Below are 13,343 nucleotides of genomic sequence, written 5' to 3'. Positions count from 1 at the left end.
GAGAGCTTACGCAAGGAGAATTCTATGCGCCCGACTATCCTCTCGCGCACGCGCCGCTTCCTTGGCGCATCCGCCATTGCCCTCATGGTTGGCGTCGGCGGTGTTTCGACTGCCCTGGTCGCGACCAACCAGCCGGCTAACGCACAAATGCAGAATGCCGCGGAAATCCAGGTTCCGGAGACAACTCCGCTTGGCGGGTTTGCCGATCTCGTGGAAGCTGTGAAGCCGGCAGTCGTCTCCATTCGCGTCGAAGGCGAGCAGACGCGCGGCATGGGTCCCGGTGGCCGTCGCGGCGGTGGCCAGTTCGAGTTCAATTTCCCCGATCTTCCGCAGGATCATCCTTTCCGCGATTTCTTTGATCAATTCGGCGACCAGTTTGGTGGCCCAGGCAACGGTGGTGCACCCGAACCCCGTCCGTTCATGGCTGCCGGATCCGGCTTCATGATTTCGGCTGACGGGTACATTGTCACGAACAACCACGTCGTTCAGGACGCTAGCACCGTTACCGTCATGCTTGACGACGGCAGCGAACGCGAGGCCGAAGTCGTCGGTACCGACGAGCGCACCGACCTCGCGGTAATCAAGATCGATGGCGAAGATCTGCCATTCGTCACCTTCGAGGACGAGCGCAGCCGCGTTGGCGACTGGGTGGTCGCTGTCGGCAATCCGTTTGGCCTCGGCGGAACTGTCACGGTTGGTATCATTTCGGCCAGCGGACGCGACATCGGCGGTTCGAGCTATGGCGACTTCCTGCAGATCGACGCAGCCGTCAACACCGGTAACTCCGGCGGGCCCGCCTTCAACCTCAACGGCGAAGTCGTTGGCGTGAACACAGCGATCTATTCGCCGAATGGCGGCAATGTCGGCATCGCCTTCGCGATTCCCTCCTCCACCGTCCAGATGATCGTTGATCAGCTGATCAGCGACGGTGAGGTCACCCGCGGCTACCTTGGTGTTTCGATCCAGGACGTGACCGGGGACATCGCCGACAGCGTCGGTCTCGACAGTGCCCGTGGCGCCATCGTGCGCGAGCCCTCTCCGGAGACGCCCGCTGCGCAGGCGGGTATCCAGTCCGGTGACATCGTGCTCGAGGTCGATGGCGAGCGGATCGACGATGCGCTTGACCTGTCCCGGACCATTGCCAGCAAGGCACCGAACACCGAGGTGGACCTGACCTTGTGGCGTGACGGCGAGGAAACCACGGTTACGGTGACCCTTGCAACGCTTGAGGAGCAGGTTGCCGAAACTGAAGAACAGCCGCAGCCTCCGCAGGAGGTGCCGGAGACCGAGGAGACCAGCGTCGCTGGCCTCACTTTGGTGCCGAATGGCGATGGCTCCGGCGGGCTTCTGGTCCGTGAAGTCGAGTCGGGCAGTGCCGCAGCCGACCGCGGTATCTCGGTAGGCGACGTGATCCTTGAGGTCGACAACAATGAAGTGTCGAGCGTTTCCGAGTTCGAAGACGCGATCTCTGAGGTGCGCGAGCGTGGTCTCAACACTGCGCTGGTGATGATCAGCCGCGATGATGTCTCACGCTTCATCGGTCTGCCGATCAACGAAGAAGAGTAATCGACCATGAGGGCTTCGGCGGCTTGACCGCCGAGGCCCTTCTCGCTTGGATCAGGCCATGAAGATCTTGCTCGTCGAAGATGACCGCGAAGCGGCCAGCTACCTCATCCAGGCGCTCGACGAAGCCGGTCACGTCACGCACCATGCGGCTGACGGGGAAACCGGGTACGCCATGGCCGAGAGCATGGATTACGACGTCCTGATCATTGATCGCATGCTGCCGCGTCGTGATGGTATCTCGATAGTCGAAACTTTAAGAACGAACGGCGATGCAACGCCGGTTCTCATCCTGTCCGCCCTGGGCGAGGTCGATGATCGCGTGGCGGGACTGCGCGCTGGCGGTGACGATTATCTCGTCAAGCCTTATGCCTTTACCGAACTGTTGGCGCGGATCGAGGTGCTGGCGCGGCGCTCCAGCCCGTCCGAGGCGGCGACTGTCTATGAAGTTGGTGGGCTGTCGCTCGACAGGCTTTCGCGCAAGGTCGAGCGCGACGGCGAAGCCATTCTCCTGCAGCCCCGCGAATTCCGCCTTCTGGAATATCTGATGAAGAACGCCGGCAAGGTGGTGACACGCACCATGCTGCTGGAAAACGTCTGGGATTATCACTTCGACCCCCAGACGAACGTCATCGATGTCCACATGTCCCGCCTGCGCGGCAAGATTGACAAGGGCCATGCGACACAGCTCTTGCAGACGGTGCGCGGCGCCGGCTACATGATTCGCGACTGACGCGGTGCGCAGCCTCCCGCAATTGCTACGGACCACCAGCGTCCGGCTGACGGCGACATTCATCCTGATCTTCGTCGTCTTCTCGGTGCTCCTGTTAGGCATTATCGCCTGGCAGGCCTCGATACAGATCCAGCGCCAGCAGACCGCCGATATCGACCGCGAGGTGCGCCTGCTGCAGCGCATTGACCGCACTCAGGGTCTGCGCGGTATCGCCGTCGCGGTCCAGCGGCTCGCCAACCAGCCGGGACCCGGAATTTACTATCTCGGCGATCGCGCCGGGTTGTTCCTGCTCGGCAACATTACGGACGTGCCCGATCAGATCATCTTCGAACCTGGCGTCTACAGTTTCGATTACGAGCGTCCGCGCCCTTTCGATCCGGATGAAGAAGGTGAAGCCGAAAGAACTCAAGGGTTTGCCGTCGTGCGGTCTGTGGAACTGGCAAGCGGCTTACGGCTGATCGTCGGCCGCGATGTGGTCGAGCGACGCGGTTTCACCGCAATCATCATTCAGGCCTTCCTGTTCGGTGTTGCTGGCATCTTGATCTTCTCGCTGGTAGCCGGCGGCCTTACTGCGCGGCGGATCTTGCGGCGCATCGACACCATCGGTGCGACGTCCGCCAAGATCATGTCCGGTAATCTCTCCGAGCGTGTTCCTGTCACCCCGCGCAACGACGAGTTCGATGGCCTCGCGACGAACCTCAATGCCATGCTCGATCGCATCGAGCAGCTTCTGCAGGGCCTCAAGGAAGTCACCGACAATGTTGCGCATGATCTCAAGACGCCGCTGACTCGGCTGCGCAACCAGGCAGAATCGGCGCTGCGACCCACCGCTGACGACGAGCAGCGTCGGCAGGCACTAGAGGCGACCATTGCAGAAAGCGAAAAGCTTATCCGCACATTCAACGCCCTGCTGATGATTGCGAGGGCGGAGGCCGGGGCCCCATCGGGTGCCTTCGCCGAGGTTGACATAAGCGCTGTCGTCGCCGACGTCGCGGATCTCTATACGCCTCTGGCAGAGGATTCCGGCATGAGCCTCGTGACCCGGATCGAGCCGGACGTCACGTTGCGCTCGAACCGTGAGCTGCTCGGTCAGGCCGTAGTCAACCTTATCGACAACGCTATCAAGTATCTGGCCAGTGAAGAGCCTCGCGAGGGCCGTATCGAGGTGGGCGTCGAAAGGGGCGTCGCCGGTGTGCGGATTGTCGTCTCGGACAACGGTCCGGGCATTCAGGAGGAAGATCGACAGCGCGTGCTGCAGCGATTCGTCCGCCTGGAGAAAAGCAGGACTGAGCCCGGCTCAGGTCTTGGACTTGCTCTGGTCGATGCCACGGCGCGCCTGCACGGTGGAACCTTCAGGCTTGAAGACAATGCTCCAGGCGTTCGCGCGATCATAGAGCTGCCCGCGCGTTGACGCGATGCCTTGCCGCTGCCGATATGGGCGGGTATCCCTCGGCCCATGACCATGAACCTTGCCCCCCTTCCGCCGCAGGACCATCCGCAGTTTGATGCCATGGTCGAAGGCCTCGCCGATGCTCATCAGCGCCCTCTGAAAGACGCTGAGGCTTGCCTTGGTCCCTTGCTTGAGAACGCGCCCTACCTGCTTTCGCTGGCAGAACGGCACGCCGAATGGTTCGCTGAAACACTGCAAGGCGATGCGGACAAAGCACTGCAACAGGCGCTCGAGACAGTATCGGCAGCTGGCAAGTCAGCAGAAAGCGATCAGGAACTTTCCCCGATCTTGCGGACCGCAAAGGGTCGCGTGGCACTCTTGGCCGCGGTGGCGGAAACCGGCGGCATCTGGACCACCAGGCGGGCCACGCAAGTTCTGTCGGATCTCGCCGATGCCTGTCTGACGGCAGCGCTCGACCTCTTGATGCGTTTGGCGCATCAGCAGGGCAAGCTTGTGCTCGAGCAAGACGAGGCTGATGCGGCGCATTCGGGCCTCGTGATATTTGCGCTCGGCAAGCATGGCGGTCGAGAGCTGAACTACTCGTCCGATATCGACGTCGTTGCCTTCTATGATCCAGACCTGCCGGTGCTGGCGGAGCCTGACGAAGCAACGAAATTCTACTCCCGGCTCGTGCAGAAGCTGGTTGGTTTGATGGATGATCGCCGCGATGGCGGCTACGTCTTCCGCACCGATCTGCGCCTGCGGCCTGACCCCAGCTCCACACCCGTTGCCATATCCGTCGACGCCGCACTCACCTACTATGAAAGCCGGGGGCAGAATTGGGAGCGGGCCGCCTGGATCAAGGCGCGGCCTTGCGCCGGCGACATGCGCGTCGGCGAGGACTTCCTCAAGCAACTTGCCCCCTATGTCTGGCGCAAGCACCTCGATTTCGCGACTATCGCCGATATCCAGGCGATGAAGCGCCAGATCAACGTCTCGAAAAAAGTGGGTGATATCCGGGTCGAGGGACACAACGTCAAGCTCGGTCGCGGTGGCATCCGCGAGATCGAGTTCTTCGCCCAGACACAACAATTGATCGCAGGGGGACGCGACCCCGATCTTCGTGTGCGTCCGACGACCGAGGCTCTCGCGGCTCTTGCCGAGGCCGATTGGATTGCAAAAGACACCGCAAGCGACCTCACCGAAACCTATTGGTACCTTCGCGCTGTTGAGAACCGCCTGCAGATGCGTCGGGACGAGCAGACCCACACCATGCCCGACAATGCCGAAGAAGTTGCCGTAATCGCCCGGATGATGGGCGACGAGGGCCGGGATGCGTTTGAGGCGAAATACCGCGATGCCCTGGAGCGCGTTGCGCGCTACTACGCCGAGCTCTTCACCGAGGGCGAGAGCCTCGGCGGCGTGGAGGGCAATCTGGTCTTCACCGGCAGTGACGATGATCCGGAGACCCTCGATACCCTCTCATCTCTCGGATTTGCCGACCCGGCAGCTGCCTCCGCCGCTGTGCGCAAATGGCATTACGGGAGTTATGCGGCGACACGCTCATCTGCGGCACGCGGCCATCTGACCGAGCTGACACCAGCTCTGCTCGAAACCATCGGCAAAGCCGGCAATGCCGATGAGGCCCTCGCCAGGTTTGATAACTTCCTCTCGCGCCTGCCAAGCGGTGTCCAGCTGTTTGCGCTGCTGCGCAACCATGCGCAGCTGCGAACGCTGCTCGTGGCGTTCATGTCTTCGGCGCCGCGCATGGCAGAGGCCGTCATTCACCGCGCCCATGTCATGGATGGCTTGATCGATCCCGCCTTTGCGGACGACATAACCCGCCGCGAGGTTCTGGTCGAAAAGATCGACACATTCCTTGGTGAGGGGCGCAGCTACGAGGAAACCATCGATCGCGCCCGCATCATCGGCCAGGAGCAGCGTTTCATGATCGCTGCGGGTCTGCTGTCTGGCACCATCGATGCCAAGATCGCCGCAGAACAATATACCACCCTCGCCGAAACGCTCGTTCATTGGCTGTTTTCAGCGGTCAGGCGCGAGTTCGAAACGCGCTATGGTACGATTGCCGGCTCGAAAGTTGGCCTTCTTGCTTTTGGCAAGATGGCCAGCAGAGAGATGACGATCACATCCGATCTCGATTTCATCCTGCTTTACGATGCTCCGCTCGATGCGGAATCGGATGGCGAAAAGGCACTATCGACCGGCCAGTATTTCACCCGGTTGACGCAGCGGCTCGTGGCGGCGCTCAATGCACCGACAGCCGAAGGCGTTCTCTATGAAGTCGATATGCGCCTCAGGCCATCAGGCAACTCGGGACCGTTGGCGACAAGTCTCAGCGGCTTCAAGGCCTATCATCGCGAGAACGCCTGGACCTGGGAACATCTGGCGCTAAGCCGTGCGCGGGTCATTCAGGCCGATGCCGACTTTGGCCAGGTCATGGATGAAGCGATCAACTCGGTATTGTCGGAGCCGCGGGATCATGCCAAGGCCATTGATGACGTGATCTCGATGCGCGAGCGGCTTGCCAAGGAGCGGCCGCCGAAGCATGGGTTCGATCTCAAGCTGCTCGATGGCGGGTTGATCGACATCGAGTTCATCGCGCAGTCGGCCCAATTGGTGGCTGGAAAGATCATCGATCGCCCGCAGGCCCCGGTGCCGGAGGTGCTACGCCGCCTCGAAGAAACGGAACTGCTGGAGGAGGGCGGAAGGCTGGCGCAGATCCACGCGCTCTATTCAAATATTCTGCAGGTGATGAGCGCAGCCTTGACCGATCCGAGGGCTGATGCCTCTTGGGGGCGCGCTTTCAAGGACCTTCTGGCGCAGCTGACAAACCATCCGAGTTTCGAAAGGCTCGAAGCAGAGCTGAACGACGCTCAGCGCGAGGTCAGCGATATCGCCCATCGCTGGTACGCCAAGGCGCGCGATATCTAGCGTCTATTCGGCCGCGTGCATCACTGCTGTGTCCTCGTCGTGCTGCAAAGGCAGCGAGAAGGCGACTGTGGTGCCCAATGCGAGGCTGGAGTCGATGGCCATGTGCCCGCCGCTCAGCTCGGCGATTGCACGGGCAATAGGCAGCCCGAGGCCCGGGCCGACACCCTCACGGGTGAAACTCGCATCACCGAGCGCAAAGGGCTGCGAAAGATTTTCGAGGCGCTCCTCGGCCATGCCGACACCGGTGTCGCTGACTTCGATAACGACGCCGTCTCTTCCACAATAGGCGGCGAGCGTTACTTCTCCACCTGTTGGGGTGAAGCGCACAGCGTTATCGAGTGCATTGCCTAGCATGCGTTCAATGCTGACAGTGTCACCGGCGATCTGCGACTCGCAGCGCGCGCCGAGGGTAAAACGCACACCTGCCTGCCGAGCTTTCGGCTGGTAGCGCTGTGCCACGCGCTCGAGTAGCGCATCGAGATCGATCGGTTCGCTTTTTAGCAGGCGACGGCCGCCCTCGAGTTCTGCGAGCTCAAGGATCGCCGCGAAACTGGCCAGCAGATGCCGCCCTGAGCTTTTGATGTTGCCGACATAATCAAGGTAGCGCTTGTCCCCCAGGGGGCCATAGGTCTCGTGCCCGATCAGTTCGGCAAAGCCAATGATGTGATTGAGCGGGGTGCGGATATCATGGCTGAGATGTGCGAGAAAATTGGTCTTTGAGCGACTAGCGGCTTCAGCCCGCAGCTTCTCCTGGTGGTACCGCCGGGCCAGCAGGCGCTGTTCTTCACGCACGGCCGCCAGCAGGTCGTCCTGGCGCTTTTGCTCGGTCACGTCTGAAACCAGCGTGATGAAGCCTGTGCCGATCCGGCGCTCTTCGATCAGCAGACAGTGCCCGTCCTCGCGATGCACCTCAAGTGCGCGGTCATTATTGGCGCCGGCGTCGACCATCTTGATGTAGCCGCCTTGGGAAAGGCGCTTCAGCGCATCATAGTAATTGAGATCGAAGGCCGACCCGTAAGTCGCCGTTTCGATATGGCCGCGGTAGACCTCGTTGCAGACGGTCATGCGGCCGGTCTTCGTCCAGCAGGCAACACCAAACGGTATCGCACCAACGAAGCTGGAAAGATCAAGAGAATGATCGCGAACAACGGCCCCTTTGCGTTTGCGCCTGCCGATCATCCCGCTGCCAAGTGTGAACAGGCCGGCTGCAAGAAAGGCCGCGACGCCGCTCGGCGCGGCCCGTGCTGCAACCGAAGCTGTATCGCGCTCGATAGCGAGCGTCCCCAGTGCGCCCGCCTCAACGAGATAGCCGATGCTCGGCAGCATTGAGGCATCGGCCTCCTGATAGAGCGAGACGCTGACACCCGAACCGAGAGATGCCTTCAGGGTGCGCAGGCGCCTGGCCGCAGCACTTTCGCTCAGCGATTGCAGTTCCGTGGACAGCTCGTGGCTTGCGGTTCGAAGTTCACGGTCTGCCGCCTCGAGCGATTGCACGATCTCGGTCAGCGTGAACAAGGCGGCCGCCGTAAAGGCGGTCAAAGCTACTGTCCTGGTGGTGGTGTCGATGTGCCGAACGAAACTGAAAAACGGCTTGAAACCCGCAGTTTTCGCTTCTTGCGTTCCGGCAGCGCCCACGCCGAATCTATCGGCGTCGGCCTCGGTATTCACCGACGACCCCATCAAAAAACCTCTTCATTCCCAGCAGTTTAAGAGCTTGATTGCTTGCCCTTGGATGGAGAATGAATCACGGTCCCGCTGGTGTCCAGAGGGCAATTTCGCACCTTTTTACCCCATTCGATTTTCGCGAGTCCGAAGAGTCACTTAGCCCCGAAAAAAATCTTTCCACCATTAAGACTTTGCTAACCACGAGCAACGTCGAGGATCCGCGTAAGGATGTCGTTGGTGTTGCGGCTGAGTGCTCCGGAGTCACGCAATCCGTGTAGTGCTGCCAGCGCCGCCTGTTGACGAGAGTCCTCCAGCATCGGCCATGTTCTAAACCCCGTTAGAAGCCGCGCAGCGACCTGTGGGTTGCGCTTGTCCATGTCGAGCACCGCGCCCGTGACGAACCGGAATCCCGCTCCATCTGGCCGGGTGAACTGCGCCGGATTGGCCATCGCGAAACTTCCCACAAGCGCCCGCATGCGATTCGGGTTGTTCTTTGGAAAACTTGGGTCTGAGAGAATGGCCTGTAGCCTGCTCACCACACTATCATCCGGCGCCCTTGCATTGACGGCGAGCCATTTGTCAAACACCAGCGGATCGCCTGCATATGTCGTTCGGAACTCTGCCAGCAGCGACGGGGCCTCTTCGGTCCATGCCAGTGTCGCAGCAGCGAGCGCCGCAAAGCGGTCCGTCATGTTCTTGGCGGCCTGATACTGTCGGTGCGCAAGCTCCGGACCCTTGGTGCTCACTGTCGCCAATAGAGACAACAACCGGTTGCGCAGGTCACGCCGTCCGCTTTGTGCTGCGTCGGGTGTATAGGGGGCTTCGCTCGTCAGCGCTTCGTACTTGGCCTCCAGCCGGTCTGCCAGTGGCCCGAACACCTGCTTCAGCAGGGACTGACGCGAAGCGCGGATGGCTGAAGGGTCGACCGATTTTCCGATGGCTCGCGCGATCTGTGCTTCGTCCGGCAGGTTGAGGGCCAGCGCCTTGAAGGCATCGTCGAGGGTTTCGTGCGCGAGTGTTTCCGCCATCGCCTGGGTCAGCGCCTCTGTCGCCTCGTCGGAAACGCTTTCACCATTGACGCTCGCGACAACCAGCCGCTCGCCGATATCCTGTATTGCCTGCCACCTGTTGAAGGCGTCGCTGTCGTGGCGCGCGAGGAACAGCCTGTCCTGTTCGCTCAAGCCAGTCTCGAGAATGGCCGGTGCCGAAAACCCACGTAGCAGTGACGGGACGGGCCGGTTGGCGACACCATGGAAGACCACCTCTACCTCCGGCTTGTCGAGGACGATCACGTCGTCTCGCGCTTCGGCGCCGGTTACGCGCTCGTAGCCGATCTCTGCCCCGTTCGGGCCGAGCAGCCCGAACCGCACGGGTACGACGAGCGCTGCCTTGTCCGGTTGGCCGGGTGTCGGTGGCGTGTTCTGCCGCAGTGTCAGCGTATAGGTATGGGCGTCGGCATCGAACTGTTCGTTGATCTCGATACGCGGCGTTCCGGCCTGCTCATACCAGGTCTTGAACTGGTCGAGATCCGTGTCATTAGCCTCGGCGAAACAGGCAAGGAACGCTTCAATCGTCGTGGCCTCGCCATCATGCCGTTCGAAGTAAAGATCCATACCCTTCTTGAAGCCGTCCTCGCCGAGCAGCGTTGCGAGCATTCTGACGATTTCGGCACCCTTGTCGTAGACAGTGGGCGTATAGAAGTTGTTGATCTCGCGATAATTGTCCGGTCGGGCAGGGTGCGCAAGCGGGCCGCCATCCTCTGGGAACTGCGCAGAGCGCAGCTTCATCACGTCGGATATGCGCTTGACCGCACGGCTGCGCTCATCCGAGGTGAATTCCTGGTCCCGATAGACTGTCAGCCCTTCCTTCAGGCACAGCTGGAACCAGTCGCGGCATGTGATCCGGTTGCCGGTCCAGTTGTGAAAATACTCGTGCGCGATCACTCGCTCGATGTTCTCGTAGTCGGCATCGGTCGCGGTCTCGGGCCTGGCGAACACCAGCTTGTCATTGAAGATATTGAGACCCTTGTTCTCCATCGCGCCGAAATTGAAGTCGGACACAGCGACGATGTTGAACACGTCTAGATCGTACTCCCGGTCGAAACGCTTCTCGTCCCACGCCATGGACCGCTTCAGGCTGTCCATTGCCCAGTGGCACTGGTCCTGCTTGCCGTGCTCACAATAGATCGCGAGGTCGACCTTTCGGCCAGAGGCCGTGGTAAAGCTGTCGCTGATCGAGGCCAGATCACCCGCGACCAAAGCAAACAGATAGCTGGGCTTCGGGAACGGGTCCTCCCAGACAGCATAGTGCTTGCCGTCGCCGAGCGAGCCCTTGTCGATCAGATTGCCGTTCGCGAGCAGCACAGGCGCCAGCTCTTCATCGGCGCTCATCGTTACCTTGAACGTAGCAAGTACGTCGGGCCGGTCCAGATAATAGGTGATCCGGCGGAAACCCTCCGGCTCGCACTGGGTGCACCAAACGCCATTGGAGCGATAGAGCCCCATCAGCCGGGTATTGGCCTCCGGCTCTATGGCGACCAGCGTTTCGAGCACGAAGCGGCGATTGGGTGGCTCGACAAGCGTCAAGCCATTCTCATCGGCAGCGTAGGCCAATTGCACCAGAGGCGCGCCGTCGACAGCGATGTCCTCCAGTCGCAGGTCCTCGCCGTCCAGTATAAGCGGTGTCCCGCGAGGCGTGTTCGCCGCTGGAACGATCGTCAGTTGCGCCCGCACGCGCGTCGTCTCCGGCGCGATGCGCACATCGAGCACCACCGATTCGATGGTGTACGCACTCGGGGAGTAGTCCTTGAGGTAAATCGTGTGCTCAGTGTCTGTGCGCATTGCGATCTTCGCTTATTGGCGTTTCGGCAAATTGTGTCACGTCGGCAATAGCCAAGGCGTATAATCCATGTATGTTATCCGCCTCCCGCTCGCCAACCCCTTGGGCTGAGCCTTCTGCGGGCATGCGCAGTCGCCGTCACATCATCTTTGTGTCGCAACGCGTGCGTAATCCAGAGAATTCCGATGCGCCGAGCCGCTAGGAAACTGACATGCGCCCGGCAGCTGAGGCGCATTGACGTTGTGGCAGCCCGGCGCCTGCAATGGCCAAGGACGACCTCCGATGCTTCAAAAGACGTTGCGCTGGTTCGAAAAGCGTCTCGAACCGTACCCGCCCGCCGAGCCGACTCAGCCGCCGAAGGGACTGCTTGCCTTCTGCATGCATTTCACGCGTGGCGCGTGGCCATGGCTCCTGCTCATGGCGTCATTCACTGCGGCGATCGCAACGCTCGAAATCTTCCTGTTTGGTTTTCTGGGTGATGTCGTCAACTGGCTGTCCACTGCCGATCGCGAGACATTTCTGGCGGAGGAAGGCCAATGGCTCTTCCTTATGGGTGGAGCACTGCTGCTCTTGGTGCTGATCTCGGCCAGCAATGCCTTCATCATCCACCAGACGTTGCTGGGCAACCTGCCGCAGCGCATCCGCTGGCTGGCCCACCGCTACCTGCTGAATCAGTCGATGAGCTACTTCCAGGATGAGTTTGCCGGCCGCATCGCCACCAAGCTGATGCAGACGGCCCTGTCCGTCCGTGAAGTGGTGATGAAACTGCTCGATGTGCTGGTCTACGTGACGGTCAGCTTCACCGGCGCGATCTTCCTCGCTGCGAGCGCTGACTGGCGGTTGGCGGTGCCGTTCGTCATCTGGCTTGGCGGCTACGCACTGATCCTGCGCTACTTCATTCCCAAGCTCGGCCGGATCTCCGAGGCTCAGGCGGACGCCCGCTCGCTGATGACCGGCCGCATCGTCGATACCTATACCAACATTTCGACTGTCAAACTGTTCTCCCACTCAACGCGCGAAGAGAGATATTCGCGTGATGGCATGGATGAGTTCCTCGGCACCGTCTATCGGCAGATGCGTATGGTCTCGAAGGTGCAGATCTCGATCGATATCATCAATGCGCTGCTGCTCTTGGCCATTGGTTTCGTCGGCATCTCGCTTTGGGTCACCGGAGACATGACACCTGGCGCGGTGGCGGTTGCCGGAGCGTTGGTGCTGCGCTTCCAGGGCATGAGCCAGTGGATCATGTGGGAAATGTCCGCCCTGTTCGAAAACATCGGTGTCGTGCGCGATGGCATCAATTCCATTTCGCTGCCACAGATGGTCCAGGACAAGCCGGGCGCGAAGCAGCTTGGCAGGGTCAAGGGCGACGTGCGCTTTGATGGCGTGCGATTCGAGTACGCCCGGGTCAATGCCGAAGGCGAGGATGATGTGCGCCATGCGGCGGTGATCGATGACCTCGACCTGCATCTGCGACCCGGCGAAAAGATCGGGCTTGTCGGTCGCTCGGGCGCCGGCAAGTCGACCATCGTCAACCTGCTGCTGCGTTTTTACGATCTCAACGCGGGCCGCATCCTTATCGACGATGAGGATATTGCCGACGTCACGCAGGAAACCCTGCGTGCCAATGTTGGCGTCGTCACCCAGGACACCTCTCTGCTCCATCGGTCCGTACGCGATAACATCAGCTATGGCCGCCCCGATGCCACGGAGCAAGAGATCATCAATGCAGCCAAGCTGGCCGAGGCGCATGAGTTCATTCTCGGTCTCGAGGATGCCAAGGGCCGCAAGGGCTACGATGCGCATGTCGGTGAGCGCGGCGTGAAACTGTCGGGCGGTCAGCGTCAGCGTATTGCTATCGCGCGTGTTCTTCTCAAGGACGCGCCGATCCTCGTGCTCGATGAAGCCACCTCTGCCCTCGACTCCGAGGTCGAGGCGGCCATTCAGGATCAGTTCGATCTGCTGATGCGCAACAAGACCGTCATCGCTATCGCTCATCGCCTCTCGACCATTGCGGCGATGGACCGGCTGATCGTGCTGGACGCCGGCAAGATCGTTGAGCAGGGCACGCACGCCGAGCTCATCGAGGCCAACGGCCATTATGCAAGGTTGTGGCAACGCCAGTCCGGCGGTTTTATCGATGTCGAGGCAACCGAGGCCGCGCAATAGTCAAAAATTGTTCCCGGCGGTCCGGTCCGCCTG

General features: G+C 60.9%; 7 protein-coding genes. 5 read left to right on the top strand and 2 right to left on the bottom strand.

Annotation, left to right across the window (positions count from 1 at the left end):
- Window positions 1-24: 24 nt before the first annotated feature.
- From IE127_RS13025 to IE127_RS13010, 4 genes are read left to right on the top strand one after another with little or no spacing between them, the layout of a single operon-like run.
- A complete protein-coding gene (locus IE127_RS13025; protein WP_189426165.1) occupies window positions 25-1,566 on the top strand; it encodes a Do family serine endopeptidase in 1,542 nt (513 codons plus the stop codon).
- Window positions 1,567-1,624: 58 nt separating this feature from the next.
- The gene (locus IE127_RS13020) at window positions 1,625-2,296 is read left to right on the top strand and encodes a response regulator transcription factor (RefSeq protein ID WP_189426164.1); all 672 of its coding nucleotides are present in this window, start codon (window positions 1,625-1,627) and stop codon (window positions 2,294-2,296) included.
- 4 nt (window positions 2,297-2,300) lie between these two features.
- A complete protein-coding gene (locus tag IE127_RS13015; RefSeq protein WP_189426163.1) occupies window positions 2,301-3,707 on the top strand; it encodes a sensor histidine kinase in 1,407 nt (468 codons plus the stop codon).
- Between the two features lie 51 nt (window positions 3,708-3,758).
- Window positions 3,759-6,638, top strand: coding sequence for a bifunctional [glutamine synthetase] adenylyltransferase/[glutamine synthetase]-adenylyl-L-tyrosine phosphorylase (locus IE127_RS13010; protein ID WP_189426162.1), 2,880 nt, complete (start codon window positions 3,759-3,761; stop codon window positions 6,636-6,638).
- Between the two features lie 3 nt (window positions 6,639-6,641).
- Here IE127_RS13010 and IE127_RS13005 read toward each other — a convergent pair whose 3' ends face one another.
- The gene (locus tag IE127_RS13005; protein ID WP_189426161.1) at window positions 6,642-8,318 is read right to left on the bottom strand and encodes a sensor histidine kinase; all 1,677 of its coding nucleotides are present in this window, start codon (window positions 8,316-8,318) and stop codon (window positions 6,642-6,644) included.
- Window positions 8,319-8,497: 179 nt separating this feature from the next.
- Window positions 8,498-11,143, bottom strand: a complete 2,646-nt coding sequence (gene pepN, locus IE127_RS13000; RefSeq protein WP_189426160.1) for an aminopeptidase N — start codon at window positions 11,141-11,143, stop codon at window positions 8,498-8,500.
- A 280-nt stretch (window positions 11,144-11,423) separates the two neighbouring features.
- On the opposite strand from pepN, the gene IE127_RS12995 reads away from it, so the two are divergent.
- Window positions 11,424-13,310: an ABC transporter ATP-binding protein gene (locus tag IE127_RS12995; protein ID WP_189426159.1), complete on the top strand. Its 1,887-nt coding sequence runs from the start codon at window positions 11,424-11,426 to the stop codon at window positions 13,308-13,310.
- Window positions 13,311-13,343: the final 33 nt, after the last annotated feature.

The organism is Devosia pacifica, assembly GCF_014652635.1.
Lineage (GTDB): Bacteria > Pseudomonadota > Alphaproteobacteria > Rhizobiales > Devosiaceae > Devosia > Devosia pacifica.
Note: the sequence above shows the minus strand (reverse complement) of the source record. Positions and strands in the feature narration are given on the sequence as shown.